We start from the raw sequence: 17,353 nt of genomic DNA, 5'->3' as shown, positions 1-17,353 counted from the left end.
CTGAATGCTTTTTGGTGGATTTTGGAAAAAGATACCCTGCGTAAGAAACTGGTTTTGACAGTATGAAAGAACCATTTACTGTGCCTAGAGCACGAATACAAAAGTTTTGAAACAGATCCACTGTCATTTGTATTGTTCATTCATGTAGGAGGTGGGTTGTCCCATGGAAGCTATGATTGAAAGGTGTGCAGGCCTAGATGTACACCAAGAAACGATTGTCGCTTGTGCTTTATTTGGACCATTAGACAAGAAGCCGGAGAAAACGATTCAATCATTTTCAACCACAACAGCTGGATTGTTGGAATTAAATGATTGGCTCGCATCATTTAAAGTCACCGATCTTGTCATGGAAAGCACCGGCGTTTACTGGAAGCCCGTATGGAACATTCTAGAAAGTGATTTTCAGCTTATCCTTGCTAATGCAAAACATGTCAAAAATGTTCCCGGTCGCAAAACCGATGTCAAAGATGCCGAGTGGTTAGCCAAACTATTGAAAAGTGGGCTAATCGAAAGCAATTTTGTTCCCCCGGAGGATATTCGCGATTTACGAGATCTGACGCGCTATCGAAAAAAGATGACTCACCAGCGTACAGCCGAGCAAAACCGCATCCACAAAATCCTTCAAGATGCCAACATCAAGCTGACGTCGGTTCTGTCCGATATCTTTGGTTTATCTGGACGCCGCATCCTCGAAGCAATCATCAATGGTGAAAAGATAGAGATGAAGGAACTTCAGGAAATGGTCCACTGGCGCACGAAAGCGAGTCTCCCTGATATTGCCAAAGCCATCAATGGTCGCTTACGCCGTCATCACCGTGACATGCTGCAGTATCACTGGGACCACATGCTATATGTTGAGAAAATGATCCAAGACTTAGAAGAACAAATCGATCAGTGCCTAGAACCTTATCGCAAAGAAGTCGAACTTTTGGACACGATTCCCGGCGTGGATCAATCGGGCGCGGCCACTTTCATCGCTGAAATGGGCGTGGACATGTCCGTATTTAAGTCTTCCAAACACCTTGCTTCCTGGGCCGGATTAAGTCCTGGAAACAACGAAAGTGCTGGTAAAAAAAAAGGAAGTAAAACCTCAAAAGGGAACAAAGCATTACAGACCATGGCGGTCCAATGCGCGTTGACGACAGCCAGGCAAAACAACCGGATTTCTGCCCATCAGCGAAGAATTATGAAACGGCAAGGCAAGAAAAAGGCTCATTTCGCTTCCGCTCATTTAATCGTAACCATCGCGTACAACATCTTAAAAAATGGAGAACCGTATCAGGAACTAGGCCCCGAATACGTTCACCAAAAGAAACAACAAAAAGAACAAAAAATGATCGAATACCTCAAAAAGAAAGGATACACCATATCAAATGCTGATCCAGAAACAGCTTAAATAGATCTTATCGAATAAAATATGTACGTTTTAGTCCTACAAAACAAATATGGAGGGCATGGTTTCTTGATGCCTTCTAGCCAAAAGTGTTTTCATACAAAAAGCTTTGTTTACATGGAATGTCGATAGGTTGAAGTTGATGTAACGCCGATACATCAACTTCCTCATTTCGTTCAGGATCCATCAACATTAGCATCACATAAAGTGATGACACTATGTCATATATGCTTGCCAATTAGGTAAAGTGATCATTTCAGAAAAATAAACATCAATTACTGTATTTGGTCAATAAGTAAAAATAATAGGTATGGCTCAGATTAGGGTGGGGCTCAAACATTTAGTTACCTCTCACTCGGGTCGCCATATCGTGTTTCAAACATGAAAGAGCTGCCTCATAAGATCATTAACCATTGGGACAGCCAGCCCTTTTGGTATCAGATTTAAAACTGTTGTAATCGAACGGTAGGGGTGTTGTCATGGATACCTGGTTCTTGCAGAAATGCTGTATGACACTCTTCTCAAGAACGATCATATTTCAAGCATTTTTCGATACAGTAGTAATCATTGATGAAAAACTTGAGAGCGCCCCCCGCATCATATCCATCATGGAGCTCATATTTCCATTAGGCATCATGTCATTTGGTTGTGCATGTTCAGCCCTCACTCTTGGGTGGTACCCGGATGGATACGCAGAAGGACATACATATGGAGAATGGTAATACATTGGCTTCACTTCATTAATCAGTTATCATCCATAGTATATGAATGTAACCGGCGGTGGGTGCCTACTTTTGGATTTCTCCAACGAACTGAATGGTTACAAGAAAGTTCTGTACTATACCAAAAACTAAGCAAAACGATAATAAAGAAGTAGAAGAGCTAAATTTATGAGTAAAAAGTTAAATACAATAAAAACCGTTTGATGACGTAAACCTCGATGGATTTCAATAGGTGTGGGATAAAACCCTTTTCCTTCGATGATAAAAATAATTAAGATAATGTGTATGATAGAATGGCCAATTATCTCGGTAATGCCAAAAACTGTCGTTGTCATGAAAAAAAGAAGGGTTATTGACAATGCTAACAGGCGGTTGAAGATTCCAATTAATAATAAATAACCCAATACAAATTCAATGAAAGCACCTAAAACAACTAAAATGGATGGTTCTATACCGAATGTTGGGATATTAAAGCTTTCAATAATATTTATACTAAGTTCCGGAAATACCAACTTTTCCAAGGCAGCCCAACAAAGAGAAAACCCTGTTCCAAGATAAAGAATTGGTATTCCAAAATGATGATATCTTGTTTTCTGAATAAGCAAAGCAAGGACAATGGCTAGATAATAACTATATTCCAGCATATGAAAAAAACCAAAAAATTGAATCTCGAAAACAAATAACATAAATAATCCTATGGCACCCAATTGTGTTGCCATTTTATTCGGCATGAGAAGTAAACTGATTGTCAAAATAGCAATCCACATGGTCATTTGTCTGACAGGAATTTCTGGTGCTAAAATACTTCCAGAGAGTAGTTGAATCATTAAAGCAAAAGCAACTCCCAGTCTTAGCAATATAGGTGAGTAAGGTCTTAAAGATGTTAATCGTTTATCGGCCGTTTTCACCAAATTGAAATGCTGTAATTTAGTTGAAAGTTTCGGAAGTACTCCTAAAGTAACTGATATGATTAAAGTAAGTGTGATAAACAATGGTGAAACAATTTCCTCAAGAGGAGCTTTAATAGGTGTCTCTGTTGAAAACCATTTCACATGTGCACTTGCTGTAAAAGGTATCAAAATATAAACAATTGATAGAGCTATAATTGTAATAATGTATTTCATTGTCATTGTACTCCTCCTGCCATTTGCTAACTGACCGAAATTCATCATACTATAAGGGATGGCAACGATTCCTGTTTTTTCGGGCCATTTTCTTAAACTCAGCCGACAATATTCCGAGGGATTACTGAAAGATTGTTGCCATGTAGGGAAAGACGATGTTATCACTGGAGAAATATTATCGGCACAGTTTTTCCGGGGTTAATCTCCTTGACTCCTCCGATAACATCGGAAAAGGGCAGGAAACCCCACCGATAATCCATGTTGGACTAAACCGCTAACGCGGTGGTAAAACCCAATGCCCACCAACTTAGCCACTGGACTTTAATTGTCTTCTCCTTTTATAAGCGCACAATTACATTTGCAATTATTTTTCTACAGCTTGTTTCTTTGCCTTTAGGCACCCAAGAGTTATTGATTCCCCATAGTCGGTGGAAAGCCGCCGCAGTTTCGTCCAAAAGAAGTATCTGGAGTTACCTCAAGCCCTTATGCTAGGGCTTTTTCTATGCCAGATAATTATCTACTCATTATCGGCAGAGTTGGGAAAAATATCCATATATTTTCCGAATCGTTGCCGCCCCCATATATGCTTGCTAATTAGGTAAAGTGACCATTTCAGAAAAATACACATCAATTACTATATTCCTTCAAGAAGTAAAAATAATAGGGTATAGCTTAGATTAGGGTGGGGTTCAAACATTTAGTTATCTCTCACTCGGGTCGCCTTATCGTGTTTCAAACATGAAAGGGCTGCCTCATAAGGTCATTAACCATTGGGACAGCCCTTTCGGTATCAGATTTAAAAAGGTTACAATCGAACGGTAGGGACGTTGTCATGGACGCCTGGTTCTTGCAGAAATACCGTATGACATTCTTCTCAAGAACAAGCATATTTCGATAAAGTGATAATCATTGATGAAGAACTTGAGAAACCTACTATGACTTCAATCCCCAGTTAATCTGATTCTTCTGTGTTATTGGAGGACATGAAATCCTGACAAGCATTCATCATCTTTTCACCCTCTGGGGAATTCATAGCATCCATCATCTCATTCTTGCCATCTTCCATCATCATTCCATTCATCATACCGCCTTCACTTTGATCTCCAGATGCCCATGTAATACCAATCGGACTTGCCACCAATAAAGCAGTAATAGCAAGCGATGGAATGAGTAAGAACTTTTTGTTTTTCATGCAGACTCCCTCCTCGTATAGTAAGTTTAAGCCCTTCAAATCTTGGGCAAATTCCACAAGATATTTTGTAGATTCATATGGTTTTTCCTTGGATGTCTCTAGATATTTCTAGATAATGATCATAGGATCATTTGGGACAATTCTTTTCTCTCCTGTGGTTCGACCACAACTAAAGACTGTCTCTCAGTGTACGTGCGGCACTTCCTACTCGCAGGCTGAGCCCTCGGCCTCTTGAACTCAGGGGAAGCAGCCCCTGGGGCGGCTTTCAATGCCGATGGAGTTCTGATACACGAGGTTGATGATCGGCGTTCACACTAGAGATATCTCGAGGCGTCCAAAGAACGACCGAATGATTCTACAATGAAAGGAGGAATCCCCCCATGCGAATGTTTGTCGGGCTTGACGTTAGCTCGTTTGATATGAAAGTGTGTGTGCTTGATCAAGAAGGTGATCAGCTTTCGGTTTTTACGGTTTCCAATGACTGGCCGGGTGCCCAGGTGCTCAAAGAACGGTTGCTCGAGCTCTTGGCCGATACAGAGGTTGACATCCTAAAGATCGGTCTGGAGTCCACATCCGTCTACAGTTTTCATCCATCCATGTTCTTGCATGATGACGATGATTTAAAACCCTATGGCGCCCAAGTCTTTGTGATCAATCCGAAGCAGATCGCCAACTTTAAAAAGAGCTTCGCAGACATGAACAAGACCGATGAGATTGACGCCTTTGTGATCGCCGATTATATGCGTTTCGGGCGCAATCAGATGTCCGTTGTCAAAGAAAGCCAATACGTGGCTCTCCAGCAGTTGACACGTTCGCGTTATCACTTGACCAAAGCGATGACGAAAGAGAAACAACACTTCTTGCAGCACTTGGAGTATAAATGCAACACCTTTTCCAAAGAAGTGGATTCATCGGTGTTTGGCCATGCTATGATGGAACTCTTTCTTGAAAAATACAGCCTGGATGAACTTGCCCAGCTTCCGCTTGAGGACCTGGCTCGGTTTCTTCAAGAGAAAGGGAGAAATCGTTTTCCCGATCCGGAAGCTGTCGCCGCATCCATCCAGAAAGCCGTCCGTTCATCGTACCGATTGGACAAAGTGGTCGAAGATTCCATCGATGTACTTTTAGGAACGTCCATTGAGCTCATTCGTTCCTTCCAAAAGCAAATCAAGGCGATCGATCAGTCCATTACTCGAATCATGAAAGGACTGACGCAGACGCTGGAATCAATCCCGGGCATTGGTCCGGTCTTCGCCGCAGGCATCATTGCCGAACTCGGTCAGATTGACCGGTTTCCCGATGAAACAAAAATAGCTAAATATGCGGGACTGTACTGGCGAAAACACCAGTCCGGGCGGTTTACCGCCGAAGATACTTCACTGACACGTCAAGGGAACCATTATTTGCGTTATTACCTCGTTGAAGCCGCCAACTCGGTACGAAGGCAAATTCCGGAATACCAAGTCTTTTATCAGAAGAAGTATCAAGAAGTCCCGAAACATCAACACAAACGTGCACTCGTGCTCACGGCAAGAAAACTCGTGCGATTGGTGGATGCGCTGCTACGCAAAAACCAACTCTTTACGCCAGAAAGGGGCGTGAACCTCTGACCGACATCGGCTGAGGGCTAGCCTTTCATTTTACCAGTATTTTACATTTTATTACTGGTGTTGTTCAGTGCGCGCTTTTTTCGCCTAAATGTCCTTTGACAACTTCATTTACTGTGATTTTGAACTTGACATATTACCGCAGGTCTTTAATCATCGACCTCAACATAAAAGATACCAAATAAATATGGAGAATCTTTGAAGACGCCAATACGCTAGAAAAACATTTGTCCTATAAATATATGGATATTATCACAGCGTTTATAAAGGTATATCTTTAAGGAAAGCAAGAAAATATTTATAAAACGGCAGCATATCAAGTTTATAAATGTTGTGAAAAATTTTTATAAACGTTTATTATTGACATTCACCTTTATAAACAAAAGCTTTATAATGAATAGTAACCAAAACAATAGGGGTGATGATCATGGCAGCTACTTACGGATACATACGAGTGAGTACCAGAATGAACAGCGACAGTTACACAAAATGATAGAGAAAGGCGTTGAGGCACGTCGTATTTTTGTTGATCGAGCGAGTGGGAAAAATTTTGAACGTCCCCAATATCAATTACTGCGCAAGGTTCTTAATGAAAAAGATATCATCTATATGGATGCGCTTGATCGTTTGGGGCGTAACTATGATGAAGTGATTTCAGAATGGAAATACATAACAAGAGAATTAAAAGCAGGTATTGTCGTATTAGAGAATGAATATTTATTTGACAGCCGTAAGTTCCGTGAGATGGGTGATATGGGACAGTTAATGGAAGATCAATTTTTATCTTTGCTTTCGTATGTTGCGGATCAAGAACGAAAGAAAATTCGTCAGAGACAAGCTGAAGGGATCGAAGTGGCTAAGTCTCAAGGGAAACATTTAGGGCGACCGCAAATGAACCTTTCCAATTTGAGCAAGAAACAGCTACAGATCATAGAAGACAACCATCTAAAATGGAGAAATGGAGACAACATAACAGGCGTTATGTTTATGGGTATGTTAGAACTAAAGAAAAACACATTTTATAAAATCATGAAGGAATATAAAGAAGCAAAGAGCACCTAGCTCAATGCTTTATCTTGAGTGGTATTGCTACTTATATGTGGTTTAAGGATAAATGGCGGCAAAATCGCCGGATGCTACCTTTACCCCTGTTATTATCAAAATACCTATATTGAATCCCTCAGTACGCAGACGTTCACATACAGCCCAACCATCGGTAGGGCATCATAATATCTAAAATAATGGCTTCGTAAAATTTGATAATTTTTTGACAAAGGCACTGATGTAGAGTGTCATCTCATCATAAAAAGAAACCCTGAAGACGGATAGGAAACCGCCTCAGGGTCGAGGAATTTATGCAGCCGCCATCTCACGGCAGATTTTTGCACACCGGTGACAAGCTTCCGCACAATCTTGACAATGCTGAGCATCATGCTTTGCACATTCATCGCCACAAGCCTGACAGATGTCCGCGCATAATTCACAGATTTGCTTAGCAAAACGGCTGTTTGTTTGCATAGCTTGTACCGCAAACGCACAGGCATCGGCACATTCTCGATCTAGTCGGATGCATTCCGCCATCATTTGTACGTTGTCTTCCTTCAGACATTCATCAAAACACCGATTGCACTGTTCCATGCATTCTAAACATGCTTGGATACACTCTTGATAAGTCATTAATCTTGGTGCTCCTTTCTTATGACACATGATTTGCACTCCACTAGCTAGTGTGCGGTGTCCTTAATGGTTTATCCATTAAATATGTAGTTTTTATGAAGTCGGGAAATCTTTTTTTTGCTTGTGTATGACTTACTAACACTGAGTGTTAAGGGGGTGATTGGTCAAAACAGTTAAAAAATATCTCTCTCATTGAAACGATAAACCTTCTATAAGTTACAAAATGCCCTTATCGGATTCCTTTGACCTTAAAGGCCCGTGGGATGATCGGATAAGGGCTAATCAATATTGTTTTCCATTTTTCATCCATGACGTTATATATCCTCTTCATTTGCAGGATATAACTTATGACATATCAGCCATCAAGGGTACATCAATCTTCCATTTCTCCTTTTACTGATCGGTAGAAAGTGGGCCTTAATCGCTTTTTTATTCAACCTCTGAGAGTTCATCTTCTATGACCCATTTATGATTTTCCACTTCTTCGCCACCGTCCGTCGGTGTGTAATCAATCATATAGACCGTCGTCTCTTCAGCCTCATCAATCTCGGCTGCGGCTCCTTCCATGCCGTCCATATGATCAGCTTGTAATGTGACTTCTGTCCCCGGTTCAAATGTTTCCTCCTCGGCTTCTTCGATTTCTTCATGAACCACCCATTCATGATTTTCTACTCTTTCTTCGCCGGTGGTTGGGTCGTAAGAAACAATGTAGGCAATCGTATCATATGCCCCAACGATGGTGGCCTCAGCACCTTCCATTTCTTCCATATGGCCACCTTCCACCATTGCTTGGCTTCCCACTTCAAACGTTGGATTCTCTTCTTCTTCTAAATCATCCGGAACCTCACCGGAGCTGGAATGATCCATGTCTTCGTGCTCGTCATCGTCCATATCCATGTCATCCATATCGTCGTTACCGGGCATCTCTTCCTCCATATCTTCCATATTATCAGAATCGGGATCCATATCCATACCTTCATCTGGCATTGGATCTTCATCACCATTGCCACATGCAGCTAATGCAAAAGCTGTTACTAGAGTAACGGACCCTATCATGATTTTCTTCTTCATTTTATAATTCCTCCTTTTCCATATGATAATTTACTACATAAATGTGTAGAAAATATGGAGCAATACATTTTTTCGTCTAATCCGTCCGAACAACCGTTCAGGTCACTCGTCTCACTGAGTTTGGCATCCGGGAAGATCGGGAAAGGTAATGGAAACGCCCTCCTCTGAATCATCGGCCAGAAAAATCATATCGTTTAATCGGCCCCACCGTTATTTGCCACCAGCAAGATGTTATTGTATACTAAGTTTAGAAAAGGCATATATTTAAAAAGACTATGGTGTGGTTGCACCAACGGTCTCCCAATAGAACAACTCCTACCAAGGGATTTGTTCACCTAATGATTAGATGAAGTAGCCACCCTTTTGGACTGCAGCCCAAGGGTGGTTACTTCTTTTTTTTGATCGTCATGTTTCATCATCAAGGGCACCAATTGGCACGAAGGTTGACATTATGATAGATCGCCCTCCACTGTTTGTTGTTCAATGGCTATTTTCCTCATTTCGAATTCGAAGTCAAGATTATAAAAGCAATTAAAGTCCATAACAGTTATACTTAAAACAAAGAGTTAGTCGTGCGCACCTACCTCTATTTTATTGAAGGGGTATCATCATGAATGTCTTAGAGAAATTTCAAACGATCATTATTTTAACCGCAGTAGGTGTCGGACTTTTATTAGGTCAGTTCACCTTTTTTGAACAGAATGCAGAGTTCTTTATCATTCCGTTTTTATTACTCATGCTGTATGGGTTATTTCTAACCATCCCATTAAAACATTTAAAAGATGCGTTTAAAAATATCAGGTTTTTAAGCGCGAGTACCATTATAAATTTTGTTTGGACCCCCTTATTAGCTTGGGGGCTTGGTGCAGTCTTCCTTGCAGATCATCCTGCTTTATGGATCGGATTTATCATGTTAATGGTCACGCCATGTACAGACTGGTATTTATTTTTCACTTCTATAGCTAAAGGGAATCTGTCATTATCAACATCTGTACTCCCGATCAACTTAATCCTGCAAGTATTGCTCTTACCCGTTTATCTCTTCATTTTTGCAGGTACAATAGAATCGGTTTCACTTTCAACCATTATAGAAAGCGTTGTATTGGTTTTAATTATACCTTTTGCCTTTGCGCATTTGACTCGGTATTTATTAAGGAACAGGGAAACATTTTTGAATGATAAACTCGTTCCTTCTTTCTCATCTGCACAAATAATATTTTTAGCTTTAGCCATCACAGCAATGTTCGCTTCACAAGGCTCTTATTTAGTCAACAATCTAGAGGTCATCTATATCTTAATCATTCCGATCTTACTCTACTTTGTCATTAACTTTGTTGTGGCACAAACCGTAGGCAAAGCAATGAAATTTTCATATGAAGATACCGTTAGTTTAAACCTAACCGTTATTGCTCGAAATTCACCTGTTGCTTTGGCTATAGCTGTAACAGCCTTTCCGGACCAACCACTAATTGCATTAGCTTTGGTCATTGGACCACTTATTGAGCTACCTATATTAGCTATTGTATCGCAAATATTACTCTCATTAAGAGGGAAAAGAAGGAAATAAAGAACCAATCCAAAGAGAGCTGTTTTTACAGTAGACGTTATTCTAGAATATGGACTTTTCTAGAAGGCCCAGTGATTAACCTGCACAACAAGATAATTTCGAAACGTCTCTATCAAATGCTAAAGCTGCGAGCTTTAATCCCTCGGCCATTGTTAAATATGGTACAAAGCTATTTGTTAGGTCTTCAATAGTCAATCCAAATTGCACCGCCAAGGTCGCTCCATAAATGACATCACCTGCATTTTCGCTAACGATGTGCGCTCCAATCAATTTACGAGTTTGGGTGTCAACGACAAGTTTATAAACTCCAGTTGTTTCATAATTGACTAGAGCTCGTGGCACAGCGTCCAACGGAAGAACCGATGTTTTGACATCGTAGCCTCGTTCTTTTGCCTGTTGTTCTGTCAAACCGACTGTGGCCATCGATGGTTTGGTGAAAATGACACCGGGAACAAAGCGAAGATCGATTTTTCGTTTCGTCAACCCAAGCACATTACCCGCCACAATCTCACCTTCATAAGCCGCAACATAAACGAATTGCGGACCGAGAGTAACATCACCAGCGGCATATATTCGGTTATTGGTCGTTTGCAGATATTCATCGGTTTGCACTTCGCCTTTTTTTCCTGTTTTCACGCCTGCTGCTTCTAGGTTTAAAGCTTTTGTGTTCGGATTTCGTCCTGTTGCTACAAGAATTTGATCGGCTTCGACCACCTGTTCTTCTCCATTGACTTCAATATAAACATTTTTTGTAATAGCCTTTTGCTCCACTCTTAGATAAGTGACCCCGGTGATCAGATTAAGGCCTTCCTTAATTAAGGCTTCACCAATGGCTTCCGAAATTTCAGGATCATACGTGTTGAATAGACGCTCGCTTCTTTGCATCAGGGTGACTTCCGTTCCTAGATTGTGAAACATTTGGCCCAACTCCGTGGCGATATAGCCGGAACCGATCACTGCCAAGCGTTTTGGCATCTCTTTTAATTCAAGCGCGGTTGTACTTGTTAAATAATCCACCATATCCATCCCAGGGATGGCCGGGATGTCCGGAGGTGCTCCCGTTGCAATTAAAAAGCTTTTAGCAGTGATGCTTTGTCCATTTACTTGTATTGTCTTATCGTCAATAAATTCGGCTTCTCCACGAACAAGGTCAAATCCGTATTCATCAATCAAGTCTATATATTTTTCTTGACGCATTTGAGTAACCAATTCATCTTTTTGTTCGGTCAATTGGGCAAGATCAGCCGGACCTGCACTCGTTTGAAGCCCAGAAAATGGAGTGTTTTGGGCAAGACCGTTGATTTCACCGGCACGAAGCATGGTTTTTGACGGTACACAACCGATGTTAACACAAGTTCCTCCAACTGTACTTCGTTCCACCATGGCGACTTTCGCACCGGTTTCGCTAGCTTTGATAGCTGAAGAAAATGCCGCAGCTCCCGAACCGATAATCAAAAAATCGTAATCTGCGCCATCATCTAAAATAGGTTTTTCCTGTCGTTGTAAGATTTGAGCTTGTCCAGGTTGGTATTTGGCTTCATCAATTGCTTTTTTGGCCGTTTCAATTTCCACATTTTTGGGGAGTTTAAAGGTGACATCTCCTCGAGGATAGTTGGCATCAATATGTTTCGCTCCAATATTCTCAAGGGCTACTGCAATTTGTTCTTCACAGCCTGTACAGGTCATTCCCTGAATGTTTATATGAATATGATTCATTGTTCTCCACCTTTATTAAAATTTTTTCATACATGGTTTTTTTGCCTAACCCTTAAAGAAGGAGGTAGAGCCAGCAGCTCCTATGCCGATGCTCTTGAAAGCGACCGGTTGTTGCACAGGAGGATTTTTCAAATGAGTTAAATCATCACACAATTTTTTTAGCAATCCGATTAGCATCATTACTCACACCATAAATTAATGCTGAACTTCTTTTACTTTGCCAGCTCAAACCAATAAAATAGAGTCCTTTTATATTGGTGATTCCACAACGATGAATGGGTTTGCCATGTTTATTAAGTACTCCATCAATATCAATCCATGAGTAATCATTACGATAACCAGTTGCCCAAATGATTGATGACACTTTCCTTGGATACGAACCCTGAAAGTATGCTTGACCATCATTTACGCTCTTAACACGTCCCAAAATCTCAACATGTTTTTTAACTATCTTATAATTATTCCCTATAATTGGATCTCTTTTTTGAAGAAACTTTCCTAGCATTGAGTCAGGCTTTGCTTTAGACAACCATAAAAACTCAAACCACCAAAATAAACTTTTACCTGCAATACTCTGAGGTAGTCTTTTAATCGGTTTACTTTTCGCAAGCAACACAGTATGGGTTTTGCATAGCTCTGCAGCAATTTGAATACCTGTGTTCCCAGCACCGATAATTAAAACTTCTCCTTTTGGGATCTGTGATGGGTTTTGATAATCAGAAGCATGAATCATAAAAGGAATTGAATTATCATGTATTTTTGGAATAAAAGGATGATGAAAAGCCCCAGTAGCAACTACAACATGTTTTGCTGTGTACCTTTCATTTTGAGTGATTACAAGGAACTTTTGGCAATCCTCTTGTGAAAGCTTTATAACTTTTTGCTTATGCATAATGGGTAAACCATTTTCAGCTTGAAAATCTGATAAATATGTCGCAACTTCATCTTTATGAGGAAAACCATTCGGATCTCCTTGAAATGGAAATTGGTGCAATTGACTATAATTTCGTGGTGTAAACAAACTTAATGATTCATATCTTTTACGCCAGGAATCACCTATATGTTCGTTTTCATCAAGAACTATAAATGAAACATTCCTTTGTTTTAATGCAAATGCCATTGCTAAACCCGCTTGCCCGCCGCCAATTACAACAACGTCATAGTTACGTATCAAGCCGCCCACCGACCCCTCTACTTAAACACCATTGGTTTTGATGATGAACACATACGTGTTAAATTCATATTCGCACTCAATCACTCGATGTTTTTACATGAAAAATAGGGCGTTAAGAACGTCCCTAACGCCCATCGTTTTAATCTTTTACCCGTAACAAACGTAGACCATTAGCTGTCACAAGGAGTGTCGCCCCTACATCCGCTAAGATCGCAATCCAAAGGGTTAACCATCCTGGTATCACCAATAACAGTGCCAGTAATTTAATGCCTAAGGAGAAACTGATATTTTGTTTAATAATGCGCAACGCTCGACGACTCAGTTTCATGGTATAGGGCAGTTTCTGTAAATCGTCCCCCATCAAGGCAACGTCGGCGGTTTCTAATGCGGTATCAGTGCCTGCGACCCCCATGGCGATGCCAACATTGGACGCAGCCAAGGCCGGGGCATCATTAACCCCGTCTCCGACCATAGCTACTTTTCGATACTTTTCTCGAAACGCTTTAACATAAGATAATTTATCTTCAGGTAAAAGATTGGCCTGAACATCGGTCACACCCACTTGCTTGCCAATGGCAGACGCCGTGTCTTGATGATCACCCGTAAGCATAATTGTTTGGTCAATACCGATGTCATGGAGTTTCGTGATTACTTCTTGGCTCGTGTCACGAACTTCATCAGCAACGGCAATCAGAGCTAATACGGACTGATCCGTTCCAACAAACATACCTGTCTTCCCTTGCTTTTGGAGATCTTCAAGGGAACTTCGAATTTCTGGAACAATGGCATACCCCAGCGCATCTTCCCATAAACTTAGGTTCCCAACGTAGTACGTCGTCCCATCGATCGTACCTTTGACCCCTTTTCCTGTGATTGAATTAAAATTTTGAACCTCATGATTTTGGTAAGAAATATTCGCATGCTTGGCTTGATCGACGATGGCCGAAGCCAACGGATGCTGGGATCGTGACTCTAACGCAGTGACTTTGGCTAATAACTCATCTTTGTCTCCCGGGTGAAAAAGGGAAAAATCCGTAACTACCGGGACCCCTTTAGTTAGGGTCCCTGTTTTATCAAAAGCGATTGCTTTTAACGACCCAGCTTCTTCTAAATAAGCACCACCTTTAATTAAAACGCCATTCTTAGCCGCATTACCAATGGCTGTAACAATGGAAACCGGGGTTGAAATCACAAGTGCACACGGACAAGCCACGACCAAAACAGCAAGTCCTTGATAAATCCACGCTTCCCAGGATGCTCCCATCACCAATGGGGGCAAAACAGCCACAAGCATAGCCAAAACCATAACAGCAGGTGTATAATACGCCGCAAAACGATCCACAAAAGCTTGGGCCGGGGCACGCTCCGCTTGTGCTTCTTCCACGAGATGAATCACTTTTGAAATGGTCGTATCTTCGACATACTTAGTGACACGAACTTCAAGGAATCCTTCTTCATTCAATGTTCCCGCAAAAACCTCATCATCGAGGTTTTTTTCAACCGGAATGGACTCGCCGGTAACAGCTGCCTGATTTATCGAGGAATGACCGGACACAACAACGCCATCCATGGCCGCTTTTTGCCCCGGTTTGACAATCATGATGTCCCCGATCGCAATGTCGTCGACATGGACACTCATCTCTTGGCCGTTTCGTTTAATAAGCGCTTCTTTGGGGGCAATATCCATGAGCGAACGAATGGATTGTCTCGCCCGATCCATGGAGAATCCCTCGAGTTCTTCACTAATGGCAAAAAGAATAACCACAATGGCTCCTTCCGCCCATTCTCCGATAATGGCCGCCCCTATGACAGCGACAGTCATTAGGGTCTTCATATCAAATCGAAGGCGCATTAAATTCATAAGCCCAGCCTTAAAGAGGGTATAGCCCCCAACGACCATTGAGGTGGCATAAGCAAGCCAAGTGAGAAGGTTATCTTCTCCATTAATGATTTGAGAAGCCACTCCAAAACCAAAAAAGAGGATGGCCAATAGCACGGTCTGATATTTTTGGAAAAAGGATGGCTGATGGGTTGGTTCCGATTCCTCAGATGCATAGTCTGACCGGACTTTCAAATTTTCAAAGGAACCTGCCTTCTCCAATTCCTCCTTCGTTGTTGAGCCGTAAACGGTGATCTTTGAAGCCCCAAAATTCACCTGTGCATCGGTCACCCCGTCTAATCGTTGAACATTCTTTTCAAACGTATTGGCACAATTGGCACACGAAAAGCCTTGAACGCGATAATCCGTTTTTTCGGTATGATCAGCCATGATGGTTTTCCTCCCGGCCATGCGCCATAGCCGTTGCAATGATTTCTGTAACATGGTGATCATCTAAGGAATAAAACACCAATTTTCCTTCCTTTCGGCTTTTCGCAATACGTAAATTTCTAAGGTGACGGAGATGATGAGAAGCCGTTGCCGTTGTTGTCCCAATAATATGGGCGACGTCACAGACACAGAGTTCAGTCTCTTGCGTCAATGCATAAGCTATTTTTAGTCGTGTCTCATCAGATAACGCTTTAAAGATATCCCCTGTGAATGTAAAGGTTTCGGATTCGACAAGAGAGGATAGTCGCTGAACTTTTTCCTCGTCATAACAAAAAACCTCACATTGATCCTGTTTTTCTTTCGTTTTCATATCCTTCACCTTCATTCAAATAATCATTTGATTATAATACTATGCTTCACTTCATTCATTGTCAATCAATAATTTTATATCATGAATAACCCTAATATATATCAAAAGAAACGACTGCTTCAGGATGAAGCAGCCGGATTAACCATTTCCATATAGTCTTGGACATTTTCTTCTGTCATTCCTCCAATATGCTCCAGAATCACCTCGCCACTCTCATCGATGAGGTAAGTAGCTGGCAGTTGACTGACCCCATATTGGTCAAGAACATTACGGTTCTCATCCATTAAAATCGGAAAATTAAGTTGAAGACGATCTGCAAATCGATCAATCGTTAATTCAGATTCGCCAACATTGACAGCCAGGATCTCAACATTTTCATCTTGAAATGCCTGATATTGATCTTCCATATAAGGCATTTCATCTTCACAAGGAGGACAGAACGTACCCCAAAAATTGAGAAAGACCCCTTGTCCTTTGTAATCGTCTAATTCCACTCTTTCACCGTTCATATTGACCAAAGCGAAATTGGGTGCTTGATCACCTTCTGAGACGACACTGCCTTCTGCTAGAACAAAATTGGAGTAAAACACATAGCCAGTCGCGATCAAAATCAGCGTTAATACCGTTACTCGCATGATTAGTCTGCGTCGTTTACGTTGATGTCTTTCCTTCTTGTTCATAATTGTCACCCCACCCTTAATAATGTGAAGGTCTGCTGCTATATTCAAGATGAGTATATTCATACACTATTCTTGTACAGAATAGAACGGATCAAACTTTCATAGGGTTGTTCAATAAATCACCAAGAAATTAGGAAATCAATTATTTGAAGCAATGACTTGCTCATTTTATGCCTAATCCCTTTCATCTACCCCAATTTGTTTCAGGTCTTCAACAATAGCGTCTACCGGCGGGCTCATCCCATCATAAAAGCGAATAATCTCTCTCTCATCATTCACCAAAAAGAAATCGACCCCGTGTATAATGTCATTAGAATCACGATCATCCATCATATCTTGTTTAAAACTCTCTTCAGAGAGCTCTTGAATATCTTCTTGATCATAGCCTGTGAGGAAATTCCAGTTGTCGAAATTCGCCCCATAATCTTGTCCATATTCTTCTAACACATCCGGTGTGTCATAGGCTGGGTCAACGGAAAACGAAACAAATTCAACGTCCAACCCCTCCTCGTTGACAGCTTCCTGAACACGAGCCATGTTTGGCGTCATGGTTAAACAGACCGTTGGACAACGGGTAAAAATAAAATTGGCAATCCAGTATTCTCCGTCTAATTGCTCTGTTCCATATGCTTCGTCAAATTGATTGGTAAATTGAAAGTCGTTAACTTTCCCCCAATCTGCATCTGACACGTTGGTAACTCCATCTGTGTTCTCATATACCTGATCTTGACAACCCGCTAAAAATAACGCGGCAGCAATCAGTAGCCATATTTTTCCCTTAAACATGGTTC

At 41.2% G+C, this 17,353-nt stretch carries 13 protein-coding genes and 1 pseudogene; 4 read left to right on the top strand and 10 right to left on the bottom strand.

Annotated features, from left to right (window positions below):
- Positions 1–163 precede the first annotated feature (163 nt).
- Positions 164–1,396: an IS110 family RNA-guided transposase gene (locus EPH95_RS12940; protein ID WP_142090488.1), complete on the top strand. Its 1,233-nt coding sequence runs from the start codon at positions 164–166 to the stop codon at positions 1,394–1,396.
- Between the two features lie 847 nt (positions 1,397–2,243).
- Here the strand turns inward: EPH95_RS12940 and EPH95_RS12935 are convergent.
- The gene (locus EPH95_RS12935; protein ID WP_160141763.1) at positions 2,244–3,245 is read right to left on the bottom strand and encodes a DoxX family membrane protein; all 1,002 of its coding nucleotides are present in this window, start codon (positions 3,243–3,245) and stop codon (positions 2,244–2,246) included.
- A gap of 946 nt (positions 3,246–4,191) precedes the next feature.
- The gene (locus EPH95_RS12930) at positions 4,192–4,431 is read right to left on the bottom strand and encodes a hypothetical protein (protein ID WP_142090486.1); all 240 of its coding nucleotides are present in this window, start codon (positions 4,429–4,431) and stop codon (positions 4,192–4,194) included.
- 380 nt (positions 4,432–4,811) lie between these two features.
- Here EPH95_RS12930 and EPH95_RS12925 point away from each other — a divergent pair, with 380 nt between their 5' ends.
- Together EPH95_RS12925 and EPH95_RS12920 are read left to right on the top strand one after the other, a co-directional pair.
- Positions 4,812–6,041 carry an IS110 family RNA-guided transposase gene (locus EPH95_RS12925; protein WP_142086371.1) on the top strand — a complete coding sequence of 410 codons (1,230 nt, stop codon included), beginning with the start codon at positions 4,812–4,814 and terminating at the stop codon, positions 6,039–6,041.
- Between the two features lie 424 nt (positions 6,042–6,465).
- Positions 6,466–7,100: pseudogene (locus EPH95_RS12920) on the top strand (recombinase family protein).
- 291 nt (positions 7,101–7,391) lie between these two features.
- On the opposite strand, the gene EPH95_RS12915 reads toward EPH95_RS12920, so the two are convergent.
- Positions 7,392–7,715, bottom strand: coding sequence for a four-helix bundle copper-binding protein (locus tag EPH95_RS12915; protein ID WP_142090485.1), 324 nt, complete (start codon positions 7,713–7,715; stop codon positions 7,392–7,394).
- Positions 7,716–8,144: 429 nt separating this feature from the next.
- A complete protein-coding gene (locus EPH95_RS12910; protein ID WP_142090484.1) occupies positions 8,145–8,786 on the bottom strand; it encodes a YdhK family protein in 642 nt (213 codons plus the stop codon).
- A 610-nt stretch (positions 8,787–9,396) separates the two neighbouring features.
- On the opposite strand from EPH95_RS12910, the gene EPH95_RS12905 reads away from it, so the two are divergent.
- Positions 9,397–10,353: an arsenic resistance protein gene (locus EPH95_RS12905; RefSeq protein ID WP_142090483.1), complete on the top strand. Its 957-nt coding sequence runs from the start codon at positions 9,397–9,399 to the stop codon at positions 10,351–10,353.
- Between the two features lie 75 nt (positions 10,354–10,428).
- Here the strand turns inward: EPH95_RS12905 and merA are convergent, their stop codons facing one another.
- From merA to EPH95_RS12875, 6 genes are all read right to left on the bottom strand, one after another.
- Positions 10,429–12,069: a mercury(II) reductase gene (merA, locus tag EPH95_RS12900; RefSeq protein WP_142090482.1), complete on the bottom strand. Its 1,641-nt coding sequence runs from the start codon at positions 12,067–12,069 to the stop codon at positions 10,429–10,431.
- 145 nt (positions 12,070–12,214) lie between these two features.
- A complete protein-coding gene (locus tag EPH95_RS12895) occupies positions 12,215–13,243 on the bottom strand; it encodes a flavin-containing monooxygenase (protein WP_227003904.1) in 1,029 nt (342 codons plus the stop codon).
- A 139-nt stretch (positions 13,244–13,382) separates the two neighbouring features.
- A complete protein-coding gene (locus tag EPH95_RS12890; RefSeq protein WP_142091613.1) occupies positions 13,383–15,533 on the bottom strand; it encodes a heavy metal translocating P-type ATPase in 2,151 nt (716 codons plus the stop codon).
- Complete coding sequence (locus tag EPH95_RS12885; RefSeq protein ID WP_142090481.1) at positions 15,505–15,882, bottom strand: ArsR/SmtB family transcription factor; 378 nt, start codon at positions 15,880–15,882, stop codon at positions 15,505–15,507. The genes EPH95_RS12890 and EPH95_RS12885 overlap by 29 nt, the downstream gene beginning before the upstream one ends.
- Before the next feature lie 119 nt (positions 15,883–16,001).
- A complete protein-coding gene (gene resA / locus EPH95_RS12880; protein ID WP_142090480.1) occupies positions 16,002–16,562 on the bottom strand; it encodes a thiol-disulfide oxidoreductase ResA in 561 nt (186 codons plus the stop codon).
- A 174-nt stretch (positions 16,563–16,736) separates the two neighbouring features.
- The gene (locus tag EPH95_RS12875; protein WP_142090479.1) at positions 16,737–17,348 is read right to left on the bottom strand and encodes an SCO family protein; all 612 of its coding nucleotides are present in this window, start codon (positions 17,346–17,348) and stop codon (positions 16,737–16,739) included.
- Positions 17,349–17,353 lie beyond the last annotated feature (5 nt).

It is taken from the genome of Salicibibacter halophilus (assembly GCF_006740705.1).
GTDB lineage: Bacteria > Bacillota > Bacilli > Bacillales > Marinococcaceae > Salicibibacter > Salicibibacter halophilus.
The sequence above is the reverse complement of the archived record's forward strand: the minus strand, read 5'-3'. Positions and strand labels throughout refer to the sequence as shown.